The organism is Vibrio penaeicida (assembly GCF_019977755.1).
Classification (GTDB): Bacteria; Pseudomonadota; Gammaproteobacteria; order Enterobacterales; family Vibrionaceae; genus Vibrio; species Vibrio penaeicida.
On record NZ_AP025144.1, the window covers coordinates 3350170 to 3374760 of the forward strand.

The window sequence follows — 24591 nt, forward strand, 5'->3', positions numbered from 1 at the left end:
GTATTACCTTATTGATTTTTTATTCTGTCTTGTAAAAACGGCACAAGCTCTTGGTGTGCATGCGTTAATAGTGCCTCAGTTGAATCCCAATTGATACACGCATCGGTGATGGAAACCCCGTAAGCCATCTCATTTACTGGAATGTCTGAAGGCTGATTACCTTCGTTAATATGGCTTTCAATCATCAGACCGATAATCGACTTGTTTCCTTCGCGGATTTGATGAATAACATCTTCGGCCACAAGCGGCTGACGACGAAAATCTTTGCGCGAGTTCGCGTGACTGCAATCCACCATCAAAGCAGCATCCAGTCCAGACTTCGACATTTCCTCTTCACATTCTGCGACAGAAACGGAATCGTAGTTGGTTTGTTTACCGCCACGCAAAATAACATGACCATTAGGGTTACCTTGCGTCGTCAATAAAGCAACCTGACCTTCACGGTTAATCCCCATGAAGCGGTGACCAGAAGATGCTGCCTGCATTGCATTGATTGCGGTCGCAAGGCTGCCATCCGTACCGTTTTTGAAACCAACAGGCATAGACAAACCACTGGCCATTTCACGGTGAGTTTGTGATTCCGTTGTTCTAGCACCGATCGCCGCCCAACTGAACGTATCAGCTAGGTACTGAGGGCTGATTGGGTCTAGAGCTTCCGTCGCTAGCGGGATTTTCATTTCAGCTAGATCGACAAGCAGCTGGCGAGCCACATGAAGCCCGTGCTCAATGTCGAATGTGCCATTCAAGTGAGGGTCGTTAATCAACCCTTTCCAACCAACAGTGGTACGTGGCTTCTCAAAGTAAACACGCATGACGATGTAAATCTGGTCATCCAATTTTTCAGACAATGCCTTCAGACGCTTTGCGTATTCTTTAGCGGCATCCAGATCATGAATTGAGCAAGGTCCACAGACAACCAACAAACGATGATCTTTCTTATCGATAATGTCTGCTATCTCCTGACGAGATTGCTGAATAAACTGACGCGCTTCATCGCTCAGTGGGATTTTGTCTTTCAACTGATTAGGTGTAATTAGAACCTGCTCGTCACTGATGTGTATGTTGCTCAATTCGCTCTTTTGCATTTTTATTACCTGTAAACTTTAAATTACACCCACCACAACCAGCGAGCCTCAAATCCAATAAAGAACAAAATAACAGCAAAAAAATAGATTTCAAGTGTAAACATAAAAAAACATTTAGTGTAAATTTATATTTACAATAAGAATTACGAGCTCCTTAACAACTTACAGCGAACATTATCGATTAAAATAGCCTTAAATAATTACGGAAAGTGGCTATGGATCTCATACTATCTTTACTTCAGCAGATGTGCGTATACCTCGTACTGGCTTATATGCTGAGTAAAACCCCTATTTTTTTGCCACTACTTAGTATTTCTACGCGTTTAAGCCACAAACTTAGCTGTTACGTCCTTTTTTCTTTGTTTTGCATTATGGGGACGTACTTTGGCTTACAGATTAATGATGCAATCGCCAACACGCGAGCCATTGGCGCAGTCATGGGAGGTTTATTTGGTGGACCGGTTGTTGGCTTTGCCGTCGGTCTTACAGGGGGAATGCATCGTTACTCTCTTGGTGGTTTTACCGATGTTGCCTGCGCGATATCAACAACAGCTGAAGGACTCATTGGGGGCGTACTGCATAGTTACTACGTAAGAAAAAACAGGTCGAGCCAGCTCTTCAACCCCTTGGTGGTCTTCTCCGTCACACTCTTTGCAGAAGTTGTTCAGATGTTGATTATATTGATCGTTGCAAAGCCTTTTGCTCAGTCTTATCAGTTGGTCTCCGCCATTGCAGCACCAATGATCATCGCTAACTCTGTTGGTGCAGCCCTGTTCATGAGCATCTTACAAGATAGAAAAACCATTTTCGAAAAGTACTCCGCCGCATTTTCTCGGCGAGCACTCACGATAGCAGAACGTTCAGTTGGTATTCTGAGCTCTGGATTTAATGCCAGTAACGCAAACAAAATAGCGCGTATTATCTATGAAGAAACCAAAGTGGGTGCTGTATCCATTACCGACAAAGATAAGATTCTTGCCTTTGTGGGAATAGGTGATGATCACCATAAACCCAATACCCCCATATCATCGAAAAGCACTCTAGATGCGATTTCCAACAACAAAATCATTTACCTTGACGGCAGAGAACAGCCTTACCAGTGCTCCTTATCTGAGAATTGTAAGCTAGGCTCGGCGCTGATTATTCCGTTGAAAGCCGGAGAAGATGTAATAGGTACCATCAAGCTTTATGAACCCAAACGAAAGCTGTTTTCCACTATCAATATGTCGATGGCGGAGGGCATAGCCCAACTGCTTTCCAGCCAGATTTTGTATGGCGATTATCAAGAACAACAAACGCTTCTCACTCAGGCTGAAATTAAGCTACTTCACGCTCAAGTTAACCCGCATTTCCTGTTCAATGCTTTGAACACCATCAGTGCCATTACAAGACGAGACCCAGATAAGGCTAGGGATCTAATTCAACATTTATCTCAATTCTTCCGGAGTAATCTTAAGCAAAATATAGAAACGGTTCGGCTGAAAGAAGAATTGGATCACGTGAACGCGTACCTCACCATTGAAAAAGCGCGTTTTAGCGATCGTCTGGAAGTTGAATGGGCGATAGATGATGCCTTGCTAGAAAAAATTATTCCCAGCTTTACCCTACAGCCTCTGGTCGAAAATGCTATCAAGCATGGTATTTCTCAGCTTCTAGAAAATGGTAAAGTTCGAATATATAGCCATACCGAAAATGGCGAACACACCATAGTGGTTGAAGACAATGCGGGGCTCTATCAAGCGCCTGCACAGAACCACTCTGGATTAGGGCTGGATATTGTGAATAAGCGCCTCGCTAACCTACTGGGGCGATCATCAACATTACATATAGACTGCCAGCCACAGAAATACACAAGAATGAGCTTTAAACTCCCGACGACAGAGGCAAAGGAATGCTGACCGCTTTGATCATTGATGATGAACAATTTGCTCGAGAAGAACTGTGCGAATTACTGGCAGAAACCCAGGAGATCGATGTCATCGACCAAGCCAGTAATGCCATTGAAGGGTTAAAGAAAATCAACGCCTGTAAACCGGACGTGGTTTTTTTGGATATTCATATGCCTCAGGTTAGTGGTATTGAACTGCTCTCTATGCTCGATCCAGATACCATGCCCAATGTGGTGTTTGTTACTGCTTACGACCAATATGCGATTCAAGCTTTTGAGGACAATGCATTCGACTACCTCTTAAAACCCGTCGAACCATCCCGACTTCAAAAGTGTGTTTCTCGCCTAGTTAAAACCGCTCGGTTAAAAGAACCTCAAAACATATCTGCACTCACGCAAGATAAATTGGAGCAAGTCCCTTGTATCGGGCTAAATCGCATTGTCATTATCCCAATCCAAGATGTTGAGTTTGCTTACACTGACATTTCAGGGGTGCAAGTGAAAACCGCTGAGCAAACCGCTACGAGTCAGCTAACGCTAAAAGTACTCGAACAGAAAACATCGTTATTGCGGTGTCATCGCCAGTATCTGGTTAACACCCAAGCGATTCGGGAAATTAAATTGTTGGAACACGGTCTAGCTGAAATTATTACGCAAAGCGGGCACCCAGTGCCCGTTAGCCGAAGATTTTTGAAGAGTTTAAAAGAGACACTGGGTATTCAGTAAAAACCGTTATGCCGTTAAGCCGTTAAGCCGTTAGCTCGAATGATTAGGGTTTGTTGAATTTAACAATCCAGCATTCGCTTCATGGCTTCCGATGCCGATTTCCATTCATCACTGATACGTAGCTCGCTCATAGAGAAGCTTTGCGTTTTCAGCAAGCTAGTTGCATTTGGTACGGTACTTATCGGCAGTTTGTCCAACGCACTAACGGTATAATCTCGGTTGTTGCACATCAGTAACATGTCACACCCAGCTTCAAGCGATTGCATTGCACGTTCTGCTGGTGATCCCATGATTCCCGCTCCTTCCATACTAAGATCATCAGAGAAAACGATGCCTGTGAATCCTAACTGCTCTCTTAATACTTGTTTCAACCAATAAGGGCTGCCACTGGCTGGCTGTGAATCGTATTCAGGGTAAATAACATGCGCTGGCATCATGGCATCCAACACACCCGATTCTATATGTGCCTTAAACACAGCCATATCTTGTTCGAAAATGAAGTCTCTTTCGTCTTTGGCTGTTTCATAGTGAGTATCGGTTATTACACCGCCATGACCAGGAAAGTGCTTTCCTGTTGTCGCCATGCCAACTGTTTTCATTCCTTCCATAAATGCCGAACTGTACGTCACGATACTTTCAATATCGTCACCAAAGGCACGATTTCCTATCGCTTTACATTCATGTCCTTTGTCTAAAACTGGGGCAAAACTTAGGTCGATATCATGGGCAATTAATTCGGCAGCCATCAAAAACCCAGCTTGCTTTGCCGCCTCTTTGCCATTGGGTTGTAAGGCAAAGCTTTGTGCTGGTGGAATCAAGCTAAACCCTTCTTTAAAGCGCTGTACACGTCCACCTTCTTGATCCACCCCAATCAATATTGGGCGATTGGCGGCTTGTCGGATGCTTTTGTTCAACGCAAGTAATTGCTCATTATCGTAATAATTGCGCGAAAACAGGATTACCCCACCTACAGTTGGGTGTTGCAGTATTTCTTTGTCTTCTGCATCCAGCTCGTATCCGGCAACATCAATCCAAAGTGGTCCCATTATGTTCAAAGCCTCGTAGTTTAATTATACCCAAGTAACCTCAAGATACAGGTCTCAGAGCCTCATATTCTGTTCCAGTTCAAGGAGAAGAACGTAGCGGAATGACCGGTCCTTTCCAAGTTCTTTGACGATGAAATTGGACAGAATATGGGCTCCCAAGGGCGAGTTTAACTGGATTTCATGCTACGTTACTGATATTTGATTTAGAATAACTAGATCTTCATATCAGTGCCTTGCCTGATATCCAGTTCCCTATCTTTTAGTAGAGAAGTCGCTGAAACTCGTATATTGAGGTTGCTTGGGTATAACCAATTAAGAATATTCGCTTTATTATTACAAAAATCTTTTAACGTAGTCAGTTAATTTAATGTCTGGGAGTCGCAGGGTGAATCAAAATCAGTATTACATTGGCGTGATGTCCGGAACGAGTTTGGATGGTGTTGATGTTGCCTTGACGGAAATATCTGAAAGCAATATTTCACTTATCAAAAGCTATGTTCATCCAATGCCTATAGAACTCAAACAGAGAATTCTAGCCCTATGTGAAGGGCAACCGACAAGCGTGAAAACCATCGGTGAGCTCGATCATGACCTTGGCGCTCTCTTTGCTGACAGTGTCAATGCATTACTGGAAACCACGTCGATAGAGAAGCAAAACATCGCAGCAATTGGTTGCCATGGGCAAACCGTTTTCCACCAGCCTACTGGAGATACTCGTTTTACTATGCAATTAGGGGATGCAAACATAATAGCCTCCCAAACAGGTATTGATACTATTGCTGACTTTCGCCGAAAAGATATGGCGTTAGGGGGGCAAGGCGCGCCGTTAGTCCCCGCTTTTCATCAGTGGTTGTATGAATCCCAAGAGTCCACCACAGTTATTTTGAATATCGGTGGAATTGCTAACATTTCCGTACTACACCCTACTTCCCCACTAATTGGTTACGATACAGGGCCAGGCAACATGCTAATGGACGCTTGGTGCCAAAAGCATACCGGTCAGCCCTTCGATAAAGGCGGTGCGTTCGCCAATTCTGGCAAAGTTAACCCTGCTCTACTCGCGCAGTTTATGTCGGATCCTTACTTTTCTCTTGCCTCCCCGAAAAGTACAGGGAGAGAGCTTTTTAACCTGAGTTGGTTGGATCAGTTTGATGGTATTACTCATCTAAAACCAGAGGATATACAAGCTACGCTCTTGGAACTCACCGCATCCAGCATTGCCTTAGAAGTAGATAAACAAAGTTTCGGCGAAGAGCCTACTTTGTTGGTTTGTGGAGGAGGCGCTATGAACCCAGTACTGATGAGTAGGCTCAATGAATTGCTCCCTACTTGGCATGTAAAAGATACCAAAAATACGGGCGTTGACAGTGAATTCATGGAAGCAATGGCGTTTGCTTGGCTAGCCCAACGACGTGTTCATGGCCTTCCTAGTAATGCGCCTGAGGTAACTGGAGCACGTCAACTCGCTTCATTAGGTGTAATATACCTCGCAAATTAAACTCGTCACGAATACGAAACGTCGCAAATACTAATACGGACAACATCATGGCTAATGACGCACTACTCTCTGCTCTTGCACACCTTGTGTCGGAAGGACGAAACCCTGACACCATGGATATCGATCTTTTGTCTTCGCTTGAAATCGTTGAAAAACTCAATCAGCAAGATCAGCAAGTCCCGACAGCCATAGCAAAAGAGCTCCCCAATATCGCCTCCGCGGTAGACAAGATTTCCAACGCTTTCTTGAAGGGTGGCAGACTTATCTATTTAGGCGCGGGAACTAGCGGTCGTTTAGGTGTTTTGGATGCTTCTGAATGCCCTCCCACGTTCGGCGTGTCAGATCAAATGGTCATCGGGCTTATTGCGGGTGGGAAAGAAGCTATGTTTAAAGCTCAAGAAGGCGCAGAAGACAATAAACTCTTAGGTAAAGAGGATTTATCGGGCATTACCTTGACCGAAAAAGACGTTGTGGTTGGCATTGCTGCCAGTGGCAGAACCCCTTATGTGATAGGTGGTTTGGAGTACGCCAATGAAGTTGGAGCATACTCTATCGCATTGTCTTGCAACCCTAGCTCTCCCATTGCGAAATGTGCCCAACTCGCCATTAGCCCAGTTGTTGGTCCCGAAGCGTTAACCGGGTCGACGCGTTTGAAGTCGGGTACGGCTCAGAAACTCGTACTGAACATGCTTTCTACAGCGAGCATGATCCGAATAGGGAAAAGCTACCAAAACCTCATGGTGGATGTAAAAGCCAGTAACGAAAAGCTCATTGCCCGTGCCGTTAGAATTGTTGTTCAGGCAACGGATTGTTCAAAGGAGGAAGCCAGAGAGAAGCTAGAACAAACTCACTATGATGTGAAGCTAGCGATATTGATGTTGCTGACTGGCAATGATCTCAACACAGCCCAAAAACAGTTATCAAACCAACAAGGTTTTTTACGCCGTGCAGTCGAAGAATCCCAAGCAGATGAGTCAGAGATCGAAAAGCAGAACAAAATAGCCCCTCAATAAATTCCTTTCAAGGACTCTCTTTCCAAAAGTTTCTAACCATGAATCTGGCGAAGTTACTCGCTTCGCCCAGAACCTTGATTCCAGCCTCGTTGCCATTCCATCCGAAACTTTTGTGCTTCTGGCATGCCCTCACAAACGCCTTCGTAAAAACTGCCGGACAACCCTATCTGATAGGCAAAGGCGGGATTGCAATACTCTTTGACACCAGCGAGATAGCCTTGATCATAATCCGCATGATTTACTTGACCATATTCCGCCAAATCTTGAAAAGAACGCTGGGTCTGACCTTTCACGCCATCTCGGTAGCCAACTGAATACCAGTCACTGTCATCGGTCAAAAACTCGCTGGGTGAACACCCAACAAGCAATGTTCCCATTACTAAAGCCACTAAACGTTGTTTCATTGTTATACCTGATATTTACCTAGAACTATCAGTTTACGATGAAAGCACAAGCTCTGCCTGATTTTATTCCAAGGCAGCAAGTTGCGAAGTGTTGATTGTTCTTCTTTCCGAGCACACGTTTTCCGTTTCCAATAAGGTAACGTCCTCCTCATTGAGCTGGGCAACGAAACTGGGCTGCTTTAAGTAATGATTGGTAAAAAGCGCTTTTCCGCCAAATGGAGCAGGCAAAGTAATCGAGGTGAGTGCTCGCTTGACGTCTTTCGGATCTGAGCTTTCAGCTCGTTTGATTGAGTACGCCAATGCCAGCACAGATAAATAAGCTGAAACAAAGCCACCAGAAACGTACACTTTCGCAAAATCTCGGTATACACGCTGAGAAAACATTGGGTTAACTTGCTCAAAGAAATTACTTCCACACAGCAAAACTAAGTTAGGCAGAGCCCCCAAAGCAACTGACTCACTGCGGCTTAGGTGCGTGCAAATGACTGGAATCGGTTTACCTTTCCAACGTTGGTTAAGCGCTTTTAAAAAAGCGTAGCTCGCATTCCCCATCAGATGGTTTACGACAAATTTAGGGCGCGCAATCAGCAAAGACTTCAATGTGTATTCAAAAGCTTGGCAACCTTCTCGATAAAAATTATTAAAACTCAAGGCACCGCCTCCTGTATCGAAGAAAGAAGATGTCAGCGCACTTAAATCCCAGCCGAGCTGATCGTTAGGGCTAACAACCGCAGCATGAGTACCATATTTCGCAAAGGAATATTCAAGCAATGGAAGAAGGTGCTGATCCGGAGAGGAGCCGAATTCCAACAAATTTGAATGTTTAGGCTGAGCCCCAGACAGAGACGAGGTCCAAAGCAGCCCCGAATGACGCTGAACAACATCCAAGGCTAACATTCTAGAATCTAGGGTCGTCGTGCCAAAGATATGCTCTACCCCTTGGTTAAAAAGACGCTCGGTCTGTTTTGCATAACGAGATAAATCGCCAAACGGGTCTTTATGGATAGCGCCTAACTTAAAATTGAATCGAGGATTGGCGTTCACTTGTGAAATACCAAACTGTGTACCTATCAAAGTTTGATAGCTTACTTTTCGGTATTGGCTTTGACTTGAATAAAGTACACCGATGGGAATGGTCTTCATCGAAATTCCTCTTGAACGTCCTGTCTAAAAGTAGAGTGACATATTCGAATGAACTGAATTTACTATGAGTACGAACCTGCCTTGCGGGTATTAGCTTTTATATTTAGCTCAATTCATTCTTTTTATTGCTCATAACTAATGGAGCCAGAGAGAAAACACAAGAAGTGCAATGTCATCAATAGCAAAATAATTCTTACAAATAAGACAGGAAAGAAGATTAAATATCCATTCGATCAAACAGTTAATAACCACACTGTTTAAAATGACTTTTATATTCCGCTATAATTCTCAACTTTGCGAAGGGTATTGATTAGCATCGAAACCCCAAAACGCCCATGCTCAAACGTAAGATCCCATCCTTTAGTGAGTAAAACCACTTATTCCTAATAGCAACCACTTAACCTCCCATATCACCACTCAACTCTGTAGCCAATGAAGTCGATTTTTCCCTGTTTTAGTATCCAAGGTGAAGAGTTTAAATAATTACACGGGATGTGAATATGTTGTGGTTCCTCATGTGTGTCGCTGCACTTATCGGCGGATACTTTATATATGGTACGTTCGTTGAGCGTATATTTGGCGTTAAAGAGCATCGTCAAACACCCGCTTATACAAAGCAAGATGGTGTTGATTTTGTGCCAATGTCGAACAAGAAAGTGTATTTGGTGCAATTACTAAATATTGCTGGTGTAGGCCCTATTTTCGGTCCGATTATGGGTGCTTTGTATGGTCCTGCTGCCATGCTTTGGATTGTACTTGGCTGTATATTCGCTGGCGCGGTCCATGATTATTTCTCTGGTATGCTTTCCGTAAGAAATGGCGGGGCATCCGTGCCTACCATTACTGGTCGCTACTTAGGCAATGGCGCAAAACACTTTATGAACATTTTTGCCATTGTTCTACTGCTATTGGTCGGGGTGGTCTTTGTTTCAGCACCTGCTGGTATGATAACCAACCTCATCAATGATCAAACAGATTTCACCGTCACCATGACATCCATGGTGGTGTTTATCTTTGCTTACTACATCATTGCTACCGTTGTTCCTGTCGACAAAATCATTGGTCGCTTCTACCCGTTGTTTGGCGCGCTACTCATCTTTATGTCTGTTGGACTTATTACCGCGATTGGCGTGTCCGATGAACATACCATTCTAGGAGGGTACGAAGTCAGCGATATGTTCACTAACATGAACCCTAATGACTTACCGTTGTGGCCTGCGTTATTCATTACTATTGCATGCGGTGCTATTTCTGGTTTCCATGCCACTCAGTCGCCTCTTATGGCTCGTTGTATGGAAAATGAAAAGAATGGTCGCTTTATCTTTTATGGCGCGATGATTGGTGAAGGTGTTATCGCTCTTATTTGGTGTGCATTAGCGCTGTCGTTCTTCGGCTCGGTAGAGTCTCTGTCTGATGCCGTGGCTAATGGTGGACCAGGAAATGTCGTGTACAGTGCTTCATTTGGGCTACTAGGTGTATTCGGCGGTGTTCTTGCGTTCTTAGGGGTCGTTATTCTTCCAATCACTTCTGGTGATACAGCCTTTCGTTCTAGCCGCTTGATTCTGGCTGAATACTTCAACATGGAACAAAAAACACTGCGTAACCGTCTTATGATGGCTATCCCTTTGTTTGTGTTGGGTGGCATCTTGACTCAGGTTGATTTTGGCATCATTTGGCGTTACTTCGGATTCGCAAACCAATCCACTGCGGTTATGATGCTGTGGACGGCATCTGCTTATCTACTTCGCCACAACAAACTCCACTGGATAACCACCGTACCCGCTATTTTCATGACCACGGTGTGTGTGAGCTTCATCTTAAGCAACAATCAGCTTGGCTTTGGTCTTCCAATTAATATTTCGACAGTAGCGGGGATTATCGTTGCGCTACTTATAACGACTTACGTGATTAAAACTTCGAAAGGCAAAGGTGAATCTGAACTCGCAGACGAAGAAACACCATCGTCCACTCCCAAAACGGTATAACCGCTAGAAGTAGAATATGTCTGCGTAGAATATGAAAAAAGGCTCATTCGAGCCTTTTTGTTTTCTGAATGCTTATCCACATTCCTCGGCAATCAAACAGAGTTCGTCCAACCATTGATGAGTGAGCTCAAACAACTGATGGATCTGCTGATCGTCAATTTTTACCTGCTTTGCTACCAAATCGGCTAATACAACCATTCCGGGTAACGCTACCTTTTCAAACAGCACGCTTAATATGTTAGCGGAGCGCACAATTGCATCGAGTTCTTGGTTCTGTTGGGCGATGTTTAATTCCGTAACAGCGGACAGAGCTTCTTCAATAACACTGTTAATGAATACTGGCATCACATCAAAAGCCACTGCGTTTTTACGCATAATGAGATTCACATCCACTGAATCTGTATCGATGTGCTTTTCCGTGTCTAAGCTGGGTTTGTACAAAATCCCATTAGGAAATAGCTTATTCGCATAATTGCTCAGCGTTTCATGTAGTTCCCTTTCAACAACTGGTTTTGAGATAAGATCATCGACACCGGCTTGCTTCATTTTATCGCGAGTTTCTTTAAATAAATCTGCGGTACAGCCTATTATCAATGCATTTTTATTTAGGGAATCTTGGCGGATCATATAGGTGGCTTCAACACCATCCATCACCGGCATATGGTTATCCATTAGAATAAGGTTGAAGACTTTTTCCTGTGCTAACTTATGCGCTAATGCGCCATTTTCAATGCATTCGGTGATAAAGCCGCATTGCTTAAGCATGGATTGAAGCACCATGCCATTTAAGCGATTATCCTCAACAATGAGTGCTTTCAGTCCATTGTAATTAAGCGGTCTGCAATCTTGCACTACGGTTAGCTGAGGCTTGGCAAGGGGCAAAGGTAGTATCACGGTAAAACAACTGCCCATATCTAACTCACTGGCAACCTTAATTTCACCTCCCATTTGATTGATAAGCCTAGACACGATTGAGAGCCCTAACCCCGTGCCGCCAAACTTTCGAGTTGTAGAGCTGTCGGCTTGTTCAAATGGATTAAAAAGCTTGGTCAGCGTATCTGGGCTCATCCCAATTCCGGTATCTTTGAGTTGAATAATCAAATCAATACGATCGCCTTTGATCTGCTCAGAAGTTTGAAGTTCTATGAACCCTTTCTCTGTAAATTTGATCGCGTTATTGAGTAAGTTAAACATAACTTGTCTAACACGAGCCTTGTCGCCAAACACCCACCTTTCGTGATCGACTTTATTATCGATGTATAAATCGATGCCTTTCTCTTCAGCTAAAGATTGGTAAATACTACTCACCGAACCCATCAAGTGAGTAAAGGCAAATGGCTGGCAGTCTAAGTCAAACTTGCCTTGCTCAATTTTGGAATAATCAAGAATCTCGTTAAGCAAAGTCATCATATGCTCACCAGATTCATGCAAATTAACCAAGTGATTTCTTTGGCTGTCACTCAAATCTGTTTTCTGCAATAACTGAGCGATACCAAGTACACCATTCATTGGTGTTCTAATTTCATGGGAAACCACCGCTAAAAATTCAGTTTTCGCTTTACTTGAATCCTCCGCCCTCTCCTTTTCGCATTTCAACAGTTCAATGATACTTTCAAGGTTAGTGGCGATCTCATTCAATTCGTCCCCCTCCCACGATAGCGTTTCATTCAACCCTTCATCATGGTTGTATACGCCGTCACGCATCTTTTCACTGTAACGAGCAAACTGCTTAAGCCGACGCGTTAAAGTTAAGTAGAGCCAAGTAAGGCACACTATTGATGCTAAAAAAATAGTAATGGTGGCGGTAAGCACTTTCCAACGCATTTCCGAAAAAAGTGCATTCACGCGATGGAGTTGATCGGACTCACGCTCTTTCGCGGTGTGTTCAAGATTGTTCAAAGCATGTATTGCGGGCTCATCATTAACTTTGACCTGATCATCAATCTGAGTAACACTCAAACGCCTGTGGTACTCAACCGGCATTTGAAACAGTTTGCTTTGGTATTCAGTAATCACTCGGTCTACCGCATTTAGCGCGTGTTTCTCTGCGATAGTTAGATTTAAAGATTTGTATTGTGCGATAACGATTTTGGCTTCTTTAAAGTGCTCACTCGCCGCATCTTTATCTTTGAGCTTGCCTCTGAGGACATAGTTTTTGAACTGGTGAATCGCACCGTTATACCCTAGTTGGTACCGAAGATTGTTTAATAAACCAATGCGAGCAGCAACTTCATTACGATAATCAGAGTTAGCTTGTTTGTAAGCAGAAAGCGAAGATATTGAAATCCAAGTAAAGACGGAGACAATCACTAAAATAAAAACGGTGATTAGCAAAAGTTTTCTCTTGATTGAAACATTACTTGAAAACCACGAATTGAAATCCATTCGCTGCCCTACCTCTCTACTTGAACGCTCTAACACAATGAAATAGATAAAGTACTTCTTTCACCCTAATTTAAAAATAGTAAAGCCCCGAGCAGTTCGGGGCTTTATTTTATTGATATGTTCGAGATTTTTTTAAATTTCTCTCACTTGGAGCTCTCGTGGAACTTCGAAAAACATATTTTCTTCCCGACCAAGGACTTCTTCTACTTCGTCGGCACCAAGTTCTTTAATTCGATCTAATATCTGGTTAACCAGCTCTTCAGGAGCCGACGCACCCGCGGTAACACCAACTTTGCTCGCGCCATCAAACCATTTGGCTTCAATCGCTTCTGGGCAATCAATCAGATACCCCGGAGTACCAAGCTTTTCAGCCAGCTCTTTTAAACGCGTAGAGTTAGATGAATTCGTTGAACCTACAACAACAACTGCATCAACTTGTGTAGCTAAAATACGTACTGCATCTTGGCGGTTTTGAGTCGCGTAACAAATGTCGTCTTTGCGTGGTCCCTGGATTTCAGGAAACACACGTCGAAGCTCTTCAATGACGTCGGCAGTTTCGTCCACAGACAGTGTGGTTTGGCTAACGTAGTGAAAGTTAGATGGATCGTTTACCACCAAAGAAGCAACGTCTTCAGGTCTTTCAACAAGATACATTCCACCTGTACCGCTGTCGTACTGCCCCATGGTACCTTCGACCTCTGGATGACCAGCATGGCCAATCAGTACAACTTCCATGTTTCTTCGACTTGCACGAGCAACTTCCATATGCACTTTTGTTACAAGCGGACAGGTAGCATCGAACACTGTTAATTTTCGGCGCTTGGCTTCTTGCCTAACAGCCTGAGAAACACCATGAGCAGAAAAAATAACAATATTGTCGTCTGGCACTTCGTGCAGCTCTTCCACAAAGATGGCACCACGCTGTTTCAAGCCTTCAACCACAAAGCGATTGTGAACCACCTCGTGACGCACATAGATAGGAGGCTGGTACATCTCCAATGCCCTTTCTACAATGCTGATGGCGCGATCGACCCCAGCACAAAAACCGCGTGGGTTCGCTAACAGTATTTTCATTTCATTGCTCATCGTACTTTCGTTTTTATGGCACGTAGTTTACCGTCATCCCTATTACCGCTCAAGCAGGCAGCTATCTACAGGGATACGGATTGGTTACCGCTTATTCCACTTCTAGGATTTCAACTTCAAAAATCACGTCTTGCCCTGCGAGTGGGTGGTTAAAATCCACAGTGACAGATTCGCCAGAAATTTCTGTAATGATGCCTGGAATCTCCATGCCATCTTTACCCGAAAAGGCCATAATGGTTCCTACCTCTACCTTTTCCTCACCAATAAATCGTGCTCTGTCCATGTGGTGGATATTGTCTGGGTTCGGTTGACCAAATGCATCTTCAGCACCGAGTTCAATGTTTCTTTGCTCACCTTGAACCAAACCTAATAGAGATTTTTCAAAGTTTTCACTCAGACTTCCATCACCCATTGCGAATTTTGCAGGCTTACCCATGCTGTGCGTGCTATCCGCGACAGAACCGTCCTTGAGTTTGATCGTAAAGTGCAATGTCACAGCAGAATTTGCAGTAATCGTAGTCACAGAGTTATGTCCTTATTTTCATTATTGGGCTTTGGCTTTTTATACGGGAACACAACTCAGCTTATGCCAGTGTCTTCCAATTTTTAGCCTTTATATTAAAAAGCGCCATCCGAATCAACGGACAGCGCTTAGGGTTATTCAAATTATGTACTCATTATTGAGGTGATTCTTCCGGTTTTTTACGGAATCCATCAAGCAAAATGAGAGCAGCGCCAAGCACAATCGCAGCATCTGCTAAATTGAATGCCGGCCAATGGTAACTTCCCCAATAGAAATCGAGGTAATCAACAACATAACCATGAACCAATCGGTCATAGAAGTTATTGGCTGCCGCACCGCCGATCACCATGGCGTAAGAAATATTTAGCCATTTATCTGATGCTGGTAAGGCTCTCATCCAGCGGATCAATACACCACAAACAACCAGTGCGATGCTGAAGAACAACCAACGTTGCCATCCACTTTGATCACTTAAAAAGCTAAATGCTGCACCATAGTTATGAACATATAATAGGTTGAAGAAAGACGTAATCTCAATGCGATTCGTCCAGCCATACCCCATGTTGTCCATAACGATGAACTTAATACCAATATCTGCGATGAAAATCAGTACCGCCAGCCAGAGCCAGCGAACACCCGATTGTTTCATCGATAACGCATTATCACTCATATCGAATCCCAATATTAAGCGAACTTACGCTCTTCGCCTTCACCATCGACGTTTGACACACAACGACCACATACTTTTTCGTGACCTTCGATAGTGCCTACGTCTGGTGTATGGTGCCAACAGCGTTCACATTTCTCAGCATCCGTCGCCGCAACTTCAACGAACAAACCTTCTATATCTGTCTCTTGAGCCGAGCCAGGCTTGTCGCTCAACGGTTTAACTTGTGCCGCTGAAGTTAGAAGAACAAAACGAAGCTCATCTTCAAGCTTGCTGATCGTTGCTGCGAGAGCATCATCTGCATAAAGTGTCACTTCGGCTTGTAACGAACCACCAATCGCTTTCTCTTTACGAGCGTCTTCAAGAAGCTTGTTTACAGCGCCACGTACAGATTGAATGTCAGTCCAGAATTCGTTGTTTAGCTCTTCGCCTTCAACAAGACCGAACAAGCCTTCAAACCACTCACCCGTGAAGACAAACTTATCACGTGCGCCCGGCATTTCGTTCCAAATCTCGTCTGCAGTGAATGACATGATAGGTGCCATCCAACGAACCAGCGCTTCAACAATGTAGTAAAGTGCCGTCTGACAGCTGCGTTGAGCGTGACCGCCCGGCTTCGCTGTGTACTGGCGATCTTTAATTACATCCAGGTAGAAAGAACCCATTTCGATCGAACAGAACTGCATTAAGCGTTGGGTTACAGCGTGTGTATTGTACTCTCCGTACGCTTTAACAATCTCTTCTTGTGCTGCTTGAGCGCGACCAACAGCCCAACGATCAAGCGCCACCATTTCTTCTGCTGGTACAAGATCCGTTTCTGGATTGAAACCGCTTAAGTTAGCAAGGAAGAAACGCGCGGTATTACGAATACGACGGTATGCGTCTGCAGAGCGCTTAAGGATTTCATCAGATACCGCAACTTCGCCAGTATAATCAGTAGAAGCAACCCATAGGCGTAGGATGTCCGCACCTAGCTTGTTAGTAACGTCTTTAGGAGCAACCACGTTACCGATAGACTTAGACATCTTACGGCCATTGCCATCCACTACAAAGCCGTGCGTGAGCACTTGCTTGTATGGGGCTTCGTCTTTCATCGCGATGGATGAAATCAGCGAAGACTGGAACCAACCACGGTGTTGGTCAGAACCTTCGAGGTACAGGTCAGCAGAGTTGCCATTGTACTCTTCACGAGAATCCACCACCGAATAGTGAGTGACACCCGAATCGAACCATACGTCTAGTGTATCCAGTACTTTTTCGTACTTGTCTGCATCTTCAGCGCCCATAAGCTCTGCTGCGTCGACATCCCACCAAGCTTGAATGCCTTTCTCTTCTACTAGCTTCGCGACTTTTTCAATAAGTTCTAATGAGTTCGGATGCAGTTCAGCCGTCTCTTTGTGCACAAATAATGCAATTGGCACACCCCAAGTACGTTGTCGAGAAACACACCATTCTGGACGACCTTCGATCATACCCTCGATACGGCTCTGACCCCATTCAGGCATCCATTCAACACCTTTAATTGACTCAAGTGCTTTTGCACGCAGACCCGCTTGATCCATAGAAATGAACCACTGTGGTGTTGCACGGAAAATGATTGGGGTTTTGTGTCTCCAGCAATGCGGGTAGCTGTGTTCGTAGGAGTGGTGATGCAGAAGTGCACCTTTCTCTTTTAGAACATCTAAAACAGAATCGTTTGCTTTAAAGACATGCTGACCAGCAAATAATTCTGTATCAGGAAGGTAAACGCCGTTTGAGCCTACTGGGTTAGCCACTTCAAGGTTGTATTGTTTGCCAACCACGAAATCCTCTTGACCATGTCCAGGAGCAGTATGAACCACACCCGTACCAGAATCAGTCGTAACATGCTCTCCAAGAACCACAGGAACAGTGAAGTCATAGAACGGGTGGTTGAACTGAGACAATTCAAGATCCGCACCTTTCGCAAAGCCTAGGTTGTGGAAGTGTTCAACACCTGCACGATCCATCACATCTTTGGCAAGCTCGGAAGCAACGATAATACGTTCAGGCTCCGACGAATCACTCGCTTCAACTTGGATAAGTACATATTCCAGATCATCACGCATACACACAGCACGGTTTGCAGGAAGCGTCCAAGGCGTCGTCGTCCAAATAATAACGGAGATATCACCTTGACCTTCATGACCTTCGTTTAAGTTGAATTTAGACAACAACGCAGCTTCATCTGCCGCTTTAAAACGAACATCAATTGAAGGAGAAACTTTATCTTTGTACTCCACCTCAGCTTCAGCCAAGGCAGAACCACAATCTGTACACCAGTGAACAGGTTTGAAACCTTTTAGTAGGTGACCGTTATCGGCAATCTTACCTAGAGCACGGATGATGTTAGCTTCAGTCGTAAAATCCATGGTGCGGTATGGTTTGTCCCACTCACCAAGAATACCTAGACGTTTGAAGCTTTCTTTCTGACCTTCAACTTGACCCGCAGCGTACTGACGGCATTTCTCACGAAACTCCGCTGCCGTCACTTTTTTACCTGGCTTGCCTACTTTCTTTTCCACCATTAATTCGATTGGCAGACCGTGGCAGTCCCAACCTGGGATATAAGGTGCATCAAAACCGGAAAGGGTTTTGGATTTAATAATAATGTCTTTAAGAATCTTATTCAGTGCGTGACCAATGTGAATATCACCATTGGCATAGGGAGGGCCATCATGTAATACGAAAGACTTTTTGCCTTTCTTTGCTTTACGGATCTCGCCATAAAGGTCTTCTTTGTACCAACGCTTAAGCATTTCTGGCTCTCGATTGGCCAGATTGCCACGCATTGGAAACCCTGTTTCAGGTAAATTCAGGGTATCTTTATACTCACTCATTGATTCTTAATTCCGTTATATTGGGCGAAAGTTAGACATTGTGCTGAACGGTGGAATAAACCGTTTAACTTTTAAAGCCGACGCAGCCACACCCTTGCTGCCTCAGCATCCAATTCAATTTGCGCTGTTAGCGCATCTAGAGAGTCAAATTTTATTTCATCTCTTAGTTTGTGAAGTAATGACACTTCAAGTTGTTTACCGTACAAGTTTGAATTGAAATCAAACAAATGCACTTCCAGTTGTTGACGAATACCATCAACAGTTGGACGTTGACCTATATTAGCCACCCCACCGTATACTGAGCCGTCTATTCCAATCACCTCAACGACATACACGCCTGAAACAGGCGATACACAGCGTTTTAATGGAATATTAGCGGTGGGGAAACCAATGGTTCGACCGAGCTTTCTACCATGAGAAACCCGACCATTTATGCTGTACGGGCGCCCTAGCATTTTCTCTGCGTGAGAAAAGTCATCGGTCGCTAACGCTTCACGGATAGCGGTACTGCTAACACGCAGTTGATCCATTTTAAAGCTCTGGGTACTGACAACCTCGAAACCGAGTTCTTCGCCAGCACTTTTCAACATCTCAAAGTTGCCTTTCCGACCTTTACCGAAACAAAAGTCGTCGCCAACGACGAGAAATTTCACATCCAACTGGGCAACCAATAGATCTCTGATGAACCCTTCTGCGCTCATACTTGAAAAATTTGCATTGAAGTTAACGCAAAGTAACCGCTGGATGTCGAGCTTTTCTAATTGAACAATTTTGTCGCGCAAGCGAGTCAGCCGCGCGGGAGCTTTATTCCGCGCAAAAAATTCCATGGGTTGAGGTTCAAACGTCATGACCATGGTGGGCAACCCCATCTTTTGAGCTTGCTGTGACACTTGTTTCAGCACTTGTTGATGACCTAAGTGGACACCATCAAAATTACCTATCGTCAATACGCACCCTTTATGGCGGGGCTTTATATTGTGTATACCTCGGATTAACTCCATGAAATCTCTAGCTTAGGCTTACTTGCCGTTGTTCAATCATTTTATTGTGCACGAAACCGACGGATTATATACCCAAACCGCAATAAGATGCGAGTTTCACTCTGAAAATATTCCACTCATTAAGAGGCGGCTTTGAGGTGGCGAATTCGAATCCCCATCACCAAGACTGACATCAAGTAAACCAGAACACCTGCACCAATCAAAATAGCTAATTGCAAGCAACGAGAACCAAAGCTCCAAGACAACCATATATCCATTGTCGGCTTTAACCATAAAACCGCCGCCACCATCGCCACTCCAGCAATGACAAGTTTCAGTGCAAAAACAAGTGTTTCTTTGGTGATTTGATACACTTTTTGTCTATGTAGTCCACGATACAGCAACGCCATATTCACAAAGGCAGACAATGCCGTTGCAATAGCCAGCCCAACGTACCCATAAAACCAAGCAAAAATAGCGTTAAAAACCATGTTAGAAGCCATGGCAATGATTCCGTACTTCACGGGAGTTTTTGTATCTTGTCGAGAGTAATAGCCTGGCGCCAATACTTTAATTAACATGAAGTTAAGCAAGCCCGATGCGTAAGCCATTAAAGATAAGGACGCAAACTCAACATCTTGAGGCGTGAACTCTCCCCGCATGAAGAGCACCATTAGCATTGGTTTGGAAAGTATAATTAACCCTAACATGGCAGGAACACCAAGCAACAAAACCATTCGGACTCCCCAGTCCATAGTGTGCGCAAAGCCATCATTTTGGGAGTCTACATGTTTTCGAGAAAGCGCTGGAAGAATGACAGTGGCAATGGCAATTCCAAACAAACCTAACGGAAATTCTAATAAACGATCAGAGTAATAGAGCCAGCTGATCGAACCTGTCGCCAAAAAGCTGGCAATAAACGTGTCGAACAAAAGGTTAATTTGACTCACAGACACACCAAACAGCGCAGGAATCATTAAGGTTCGGATTTTTACGACGCCGGGATCGTGCCATCCCCATTTAGGTTTCACCAACATCCCCTCTTTTATTAAGAAAGGGATTTGGAAAAGAAACTGAACCAAACCACCTAAAAATACGCCTATAGCTAAGCCAATTTCCGGTTGTTCTAATTGTGGTGATATTAAAAGCGCCGACCCGATGATCATAATATTGAGAAACACTGGTGTAAAAGAGGAGACCGCAAACTTACCTATCGTGTTTAAAATGGCGCCTGATAGCGCAACAAACGTAATAAACCATAAATAAGGGAACGTAATTTTCAGTAGAAAGCTGGCAAGCACAAACTTTTCAGAAGAAGGACCACCATTTAGCCAATCAAGAAACCACCCAAAACCGAATAGTGCTGTGATAACACCAGAGCCAAGTACCCCTATTAATGTCACCACAGTCACAATGACACCTAATGTACCCGATGCTTTTGCAATCAATTCTCGGGTTTTGTCTTGATCGCCACTGGCGTGATATTCCGTTAGAACAGGTACAAAAGCTTGGGAAAACGCGCCCTCAGCAAAAAGGCGGCGCAAAAAGTTAGGGATTTTATTGGCAAAGAAGAAAACATCTGCACTGGCACCTGCCCCCATTAAATTGGCGACGACTACATCCCTTACAAGTCCCAGTATTCTGGAAATAAAAGTCATCATACTGACGATCAAGCCAGACTTGAGTAGCTTTTTACTCACGAACATCCCCTAAAAAATACACTCAAAAATCTGCTAGAGCGCTTTCATTTGCTCAGCAGAGATAATTATTAGCAATGGTATAAAAATGCTGTTAGAATCCACGCCATCTTAACCGCGATGACCTTCTATTCCAAAGATTGTTTGGATGAGGCTGGTTTTTGCACAAATCATTTGACAATTAAGCGCAAATGAGGGATATTCCTCGCCCTTAAATTGTCACCGAACTAAGTTTTTGGGAGTTAGACCCTTGGCAAACAGTAAATCTGCTAAGAAGCGCGCTATCCAAGCTGAAAAACGTCGTCAGCACAACGCTAGCCGTCGTTCTATGATGCGCACTTACATGAAGAAAACTATCGCAGCTATCGAAGCTGGCGATAAAGAAGCTGCAACAGCTGCATACACTGCAGTTACACCGATCCTAGATCGTATGGCGACTAAAGGTCTTATTCATAAGAATAAAGCTGCTCGTCATAAGTCTCGTTTCGCAGCGGCAATCAAAGCTCTTTAATCCGAGTTTAGATTTGCAAAAAAACCGGCTTTTGCCGGTTTTTTTATATCTAGATAAAACAAAATGCATCTTATCTTCACTTCGAATCGTTCAGAACACGTTTCTTCCGCACCTATTTATATCTCTTAGGCATGGTTGGCCAATCAGGATCAGCTCAACCACTTTCCTATTAGTCACTAATCTTCTAGTAATTAGTCTTCACAATACAGTGCATGAAGCAATTTGATCACTTGTTGTACTTCCGAACTGCTAAGAGAGTAATAGACTGTTTGAGCTTCTTTTCGAGTTTGCACTAAACCATCTCTTCTCAACCAAGCTAAATGCTGGGAAAGCGCCGATTGGCTCAATTCAAGGTGAGAACAAAGTTCCCCAACAGAAAGTTCATTGTTGTGTAGCATACATAATATTTGCAAGCGTCTTTCGTTCGCCATCGCTTTCAAGAGTACGACAGCTTGAGCAGACTTCTGCTCCATTTCCTGTAAGTTCATTCAGCAGCCTCCATGGGCTAAAACTAAGTTACTGCATCTTCAACTTGTTATTTGTGTTATGTCAGTTGAAGTCCTTATTCATATAAATGTTATTACAACAATGTGAAGTAATACAATGAATTCTGTTAATCGAACAGCTGAATGAAATCAGCATCACAAAGATTCTTAACTGTTGGATGCTGAATCATCCTTTCTGCAAATATAACAAAATATTCTTCCTTGAGCTCATTTATCTCTCCAACCAAGTGCAGAGACACGTCGTCCGCTACTTCGGATTGATACAAACTTGGCGCAAGAAAAATCACATCTTTATGATCTTGAGCGAATGCTTTCATCAAAGCAACGTCATCAAACTCACCGAGAATATTGGGCTGAATTCCTTGGCGATCAAACCATTGCATGACCTTTCTTCCCATTGATGTTCGACTTCCTGGCAATAGCAGTTTTCGATTCTCTAGTACTGAAGGAAACAGCTCATTATCCAATGGTTTTGAGCTAAAAAAGCTCATTCTACACTCACCAAGCTTTTTGCTATATAACCCCGGGCTTTGGCTCGAATCGACCGCACAATCAGATAAAATCATATCCAGTTTATGTTGTGAGAGCTGCTCAAGAAGCAATTCGTGGGTAGACTCAAAACAGCGTAGATGGATGCTATTGTCGGTCGGCACTGTTGTCATCAATATTCGACTAACGAAACGTTTTGAAAGTGCATCCGCAACGCCTACATCGAATAAGATATTGGATCTCTGGCTATAATTTACGATGTCTAACATCTCATAACTTAAACCAAACATTCGGTCTGCATACTTAAAGACAAGTTGCCCTAACTCAGTTGGTTCAACACTGCGTCCATTTCGCTTGGTTAATTTGCCATCCATTCTTTCTTCTAGAGCTTTTATTTGTCCCGTAACCGTCTGAGGCGTTAAAAAAAGCGCATCTGCAGCTTTCGTAACCGAACCCTGCTTGCATACCATCCAGAAATAATAAAGATGATTGTAATTTAAGTGCGACATCGATTTTTCTTACTCAAAATGTGAAGAAGCCATATGATACAACGCATCCTGCGAGAGACACTATATCTTCGGAATTTTCGATATATTAGTGTAAATATTTCGAATAAAACCGAACATACCCGAGACTTTTATGACAATGTGACAATAAGAAAGTGTGACAAATTGCAAATATCCAATCAAAAGCGCCCAACATCACTACTAACACACCAGTAAGTAACCCAATTTAAATCAATAAATACAATGAGTTAAATCAACCATCATTTCAACTTATCGATTGCGCAGAAAAAATAGCAAAAAAGCCCTTCTTAAACCTAAATGTCATATAACTGAAATATTTCATCTCTAGTATCGCTTTCAGATTCACTAACCGACCTAATTGAGAACGGTCACGGAGAAAAATATGATAAACCAAGCTACTTCAACAGCAGCGCCACATTCGGGTTCAGCTCGCTGGCTACGCTGGGCTAACTTGGCTTTCATGCTTTACCTACTATTACTTGCAGTTTCAATGGTAGGAAGTGGTTTTAAGTGGGCTTCAGGAGAACACGCTAAAACGCTTTTCGAATTTGCTTCTCACCCAGTTGCTGGCCTAATGATTGGTCTCGTTGCAACTGCATTAATTCAGTCGTCTAGTACTGTTACTTCTATCATTGTGGGACTTGTTGCTGGCGGTCTTCCCGTAGCGACAGCCATCCCTATGATCATGGGTGCCAACATTGGTACAACGGTTACCAATACGTTGGTCAGCTTGGGTCACGTTCGTTGCAAAGACGAATTTAAACGTGCATTCGCAAGTGCCACTATTCATGACTTCTTCAACCTTCTTGCCGTTATTATCTTCCTACCATTGGAAATGATGTTCGGTATTCTAGAGAAAATCTCTCATTGGCTTATTTCACCTATGCTTGCAACTGGTGACATGAGTATTAAGGGTTTTAACTTTATTAAGCCAATCACTAAACCTGTGGTTAGTGCTATTAAAGAGCCTCTTGCTTCGTTTGGTGATGTGGGTGGCGGTATCACGCTAATTATATTGGGTATCGCAACTATCTTTGTTGCTATCACCGTTATGGGTAAGCTGATGAAGAGCCTGATGGTTGGTCGAGCTCGTGACATCCTTAAAAATGCTATTGGTCGTGGTCCTCTTCACGGTATCGCGTCAGGTTCCGTGGTTACTGTACTGGTTCAGTCTTCGTCAACAACAACAAGCTTGATGGTTCCACTAGTAGGTTCAGGTGTACTGAAAGTGCGTGATGTTTACCCGTTTACTCTGGGTGCGAACATCGGCACATGTATTACTGCACTGCTAGCTGCAACTGCCGTTTCAGGTGAATTTGCCGTGTTTGCTTTGCAGATTGCACTTGTTCATTTAGTGTTTAACGTGATGGCAACGGCATTTATCTACGGCATTCCATTCCTAAGAGAGCTACCAATCAAAGGAGCGGATCTGATTTCAGATATGGCAATGAAGAACAAGGCTGTCGTTGTTGGGTATCTACTGGCTGTATTCATTGTTATGCCAGGAACTATCTTAGCGCTTACCGCATAAAATCTGATACAGAACGTATAAGCCCCTGCACTTATTGAGTGCA

20 protein-coding genes are annotated in these 24591 nt (G+C 43.7%); 7 read left to right on the top strand and 13 right to left on the bottom strand.

The window, feature by feature from the left end:
• Positions 1-8: 8 nt before the first annotated feature.
• Positions 9-1085: a 3-deoxy-7-phosphoheptulonate synthase gene (locus LDO37_RS15100; protein WP_101112321.1), complete on the bottom strand. Its 1077-nt coding sequence runs from the start codon at positions 1083-1085 to the stop codon at positions 9-11.
• Positions 1086-1300: 215 nt separating this feature from the next.
• On the opposite strand from LDO37_RS15100, the gene LDO37_RS15105 reads away from it, so the two are divergent.
• Together LDO37_RS15105 and btsR are read left to right on the top strand one after the other, a co-directional pair.
• Positions 1301-2983, top strand: coding sequence for a sensor histidine kinase (locus LDO37_RS15105; protein WP_126606220.1), 1683 nt, complete (start codon positions 1301-1303; stop codon positions 2981-2983).
• On the top strand, positions 2977-3699 hold the full coding sequence (btsR, locus tag LDO37_RS15110; protein ID WP_126606221.1) for a two-component system response regulator BtsR: 723 nt from the start codon (positions 2977-2979) through the stop codon (positions 3697-3699). Before LDO37_RS15105 ends, btsR begins: the two co-directional genes overlap by 7 nt.
• A gap of 59 nt (positions 3700-3758) precedes the next feature.
• Here btsR and nagZ read toward each other — a convergent pair whose 3' ends face one another.
• Positions 3759-4745: a beta-N-acetylhexosaminidase gene (nagZ, locus tag LDO37_RS15115; RefSeq protein ID WP_126606222.1), complete on the bottom strand. Its 987-nt coding sequence runs from the start codon at positions 4743-4745 to the stop codon at positions 3759-3761.
• Between the two features lie 385 nt (positions 4746-5130).
• On the opposite strand from nagZ, the gene LDO37_RS15120 reads away from it, so the two are divergent.
• On the top strand, positions 5131-6243 hold the full coding sequence (locus LDO37_RS15120; RefSeq protein WP_185829701.1) for an anhydro-N-acetylmuramic acid kinase: 1113 nt from the start codon (positions 5131-5133) through the stop codon (positions 6241-6243).
• Positions 6244-6290: 47 nt separating this feature from the next.
• Positions 6291-7256, top strand: a complete 966-nt coding sequence (gene murQ, locus LDO37_RS15125) for an N-acetylmuramic acid 6-phosphate etherase (RefSeq protein WP_126606224.1) — start codon at positions 6291-6293, stop codon at positions 7254-7256.
• Positions 7257-7309: 53 nt separating this feature from the next.
• Here murQ and LDO37_RS15130 read toward each other — a convergent pair whose 3' ends face one another.
• Positions 7310-7660 carry a DUF2799 domain-containing protein gene (locus LDO37_RS15130; RefSeq protein WP_126606225.1) on the bottom strand — a complete coding sequence of 117 codons (351 nt, stop codon included), beginning with the start codon at positions 7658-7660 and terminating at the stop codon, positions 7310-7312.
• Between the two features lie 63 nt (positions 7661-7723).
• Complete coding sequence (locus LDO37_RS15135) at positions 7724-8803, bottom strand: transporter substrate-binding protein (protein WP_126606226.1); 1080 nt, start codon at positions 8801-8803, stop codon at positions 7724-7726.
• A gap of 500 nt (positions 8804-9303) precedes the next feature.
• Between LDO37_RS15135 and LDO37_RS15140 the strand changes: the two genes are divergently transcribed.
• On the top strand, positions 9304-10788 hold the full coding sequence (locus LDO37_RS15140) for a carbon starvation CstA family protein (RefSeq protein ID WP_126606227.1): 1485 nt from the start codon (positions 9304-9306) through the stop codon (positions 10786-10788).
• 72 nt (positions 10789-10860) lie between these two features.
• On the opposite strand, the gene LDO37_RS15145 is transcribed toward LDO37_RS15140, so the two are convergent.
• From LDO37_RS15145 to murJ, 7 genes are all read right to left on the bottom strand, one after another.
• Complete coding sequence (locus tag LDO37_RS15145) at positions 10861-13122, bottom strand: ATP-binding protein (protein WP_185829702.1); 2262 nt, start codon at positions 13120-13122, stop codon at positions 10861-10863.
• A gap of 183 nt (positions 13123-13305) precedes the next feature.
• Entirely contained in the window at positions 13306-14259 is a 954-nt protein-coding gene (gene ispH, locus LDO37_RS15150) for a 4-hydroxy-3-methylbut-2-enyl diphosphate reductase (RefSeq protein ID WP_126606229.1), read from the bottom strand.
• A 91-nt stretch (positions 14260-14350) separates the two neighbouring features.
• Positions 14351-14782, bottom strand: a complete 432-nt coding sequence (fkpB, locus tag LDO37_RS15155) for an FKBP-type peptidyl-prolyl cis-trans isomerase (RefSeq protein ID WP_101112332.1) — start codon at positions 14780-14782, stop codon at positions 14351-14353.
• A gap of 154 nt (positions 14783-14936) precedes the next feature.
• Positions 14937-15452 carry a signal peptidase II gene (gene lspA / locus LDO37_RS15160; RefSeq protein WP_101112333.1) on the bottom strand — a complete coding sequence of 172 codons (516 nt, stop codon included), beginning with the start codon at positions 15450-15452 and terminating at the stop codon, positions 14937-14939.
• 14 nt (positions 15453-15466) lie between these two features.
• Complete coding sequence (gene ileS / locus LDO37_RS15165) at positions 15467-18307, bottom strand: isoleucine--tRNA ligase (protein ID WP_126606230.1); 2841 nt, start codon at positions 18305-18307, stop codon at positions 15467-15469.
• A 71-nt stretch (positions 18308-18378) separates the two neighbouring features.
• The gene (gene ribF / locus LDO37_RS15170; protein WP_126606231.1) at positions 18379-19308 is read right to left on the bottom strand and encodes a bifunctional riboflavin kinase/FAD synthetase; all 930 of its coding nucleotides are present in this window, start codon (positions 19306-19308) and stop codon (positions 18379-18381) included.
• Between the two features lie 119 nt (positions 19309-19427).
• Positions 19428-20987, bottom strand: a complete 1560-nt coding sequence (gene murJ, locus LDO37_RS15175) for a murein biosynthesis integral membrane protein MurJ (RefSeq protein ID WP_126606232.1) — start codon at positions 20985-20987, stop codon at positions 19428-19430.
• Between the two features lie 247 nt (positions 20988-21234).
• On the opposite strand from murJ, the gene rpsT reads away from it, so the two are divergent.
• A complete protein-coding gene (gene rpsT / locus LDO37_RS15180; protein WP_101112336.1) occupies positions 21235-21495 on the top strand; it encodes a 30S ribosomal protein S20 in 261 nt (86 codons plus the stop codon).
• 191 nt (positions 21496-21686) lie between these two features.
• Here rpsT and LDO37_RS15185 read toward each other — a convergent pair whose 3' ends face one another.
• Together LDO37_RS15185 and nhaR are read right to left on the bottom strand one after the other, a co-directional pair.
• Entirely contained in the window at positions 21687-21983 is a 297-nt protein-coding gene (locus LDO37_RS15185; protein WP_101112337.1) for an ArsR/SmtB family transcription factor, read from the bottom strand.
• A gap of 125 nt (positions 21984-22108) precedes the next feature.
• Positions 22109-22999 (bottom strand): transcriptional activator NhaR, encoded by an 891-nt coding sequence (nhaR, locus tag LDO37_RS15190; protein ID WP_126606234.1) that lies wholly within the window; start codon positions 22997-22999, stop codon positions 22109-22111.
• A gap of 403 nt (positions 23000-23402) precedes the next feature.
• Here nhaR and LDO37_RS15195 point away from each other — a divergent pair, with 403 nt between their 5' ends.
• Entirely contained in the window at positions 23403-24548 is a 1146-nt protein-coding gene (locus LDO37_RS15195; RefSeq protein ID WP_180958394.1) for a Na/Pi symporter, read from the top strand.
• Positions 24549-24591: the final 43 nt, after the last annotated feature.

Bases quoted from the DNA above. Each gene is read 5' to 3' on its own strand.
- murQ (WP_126606224.1), top strand. From the start codon at position 6,291: ATGGCTAATGACGCACTACTCTCTGCTCTTGCACACCTTGTGTCGGAA.
- ribF (WP_126606231.1), bottom strand. From the start codon at position 19,308: ATGGAGTTAATCCGAGGTATACACAATATAAAGCCCCGCCATAAAGGG.
- nagZ (WP_126606222.1), bottom strand. From the start codon at position 4,745: ATGGGACCACTTTGGATTGATGTTGCCGGATACGAGCTGGATGCAGAA.
- nhaR (WP_126606234.1), bottom strand. From the start codon at position 22,999: ATGTCGCACTTAAATTACAATCATCTTTATTATTTCTGGATGGTATGC.
- LDO37_RS15105 (WP_126606220.1), top strand. From the start codon at position 1,301: ATGGATCTCATACTATCTTTACTTCAGCAGATGTGCGTATACCTCGTA.
- ispH (WP_126606229.1), bottom strand. From the start codon at position 14,259: ATGAGCAATGAAATGAAAATACTGTTAGCGAACCCACGCGGTTTTTGT.
- LDO37_RS15185 (WP_101112337.1), bottom strand. From the start codon at position 21,983: ATGAACTTACAGGAAATGGAGCAGAAGTCTGCTCAAGCTGTCGTACTC.
- lspA (WP_101112333.1), bottom strand. From the start codon at position 15,452: ATGAGTGATAATGCGTTATCGATGAAACAATCGGGTGTTCGCTGGCTC.
- ileS (WP_126606230.1), bottom strand. From the start codon at position 18,307: ATGAGTGAGTATAAAGATACCCTGAATTTACCTGAAACAGGGTTTCCA.
- btsR (WP_126606221.1), top strand. From the start codon at position 2,977: ATGCTGACCGCTTTGATCATTGATGATGAACAATTTGCTCGAGAAGAA.
- LDO37_RS15140 (WP_126606227.1), top strand. From the start codon at position 9,304: ATGTTGTGGTTCCTCATGTGTGTCGCTGCACTTATCGGCGGATACTTT.
- LDO37_RS15130 (WP_126606225.1), bottom strand. From the start codon at position 7,660: ATGAAACAACGTTTAGTGGCTTTAGTAATGGGAACATTGCTTGTTGGG.
- LDO37_RS15135 (WP_126606226.1), bottom strand. From the start codon at position 8,803: ATGAAGACCATTCCCATCGGTGTACTTTATTCAAGTCAAAGCCAATAC.
- LDO37_RS15100 (WP_101112321.1), bottom strand. From the start codon at position 1,085: ATGCAAAAGAGCGAATTGAGCAACATACACATCAGTGACGAGCAGGTT.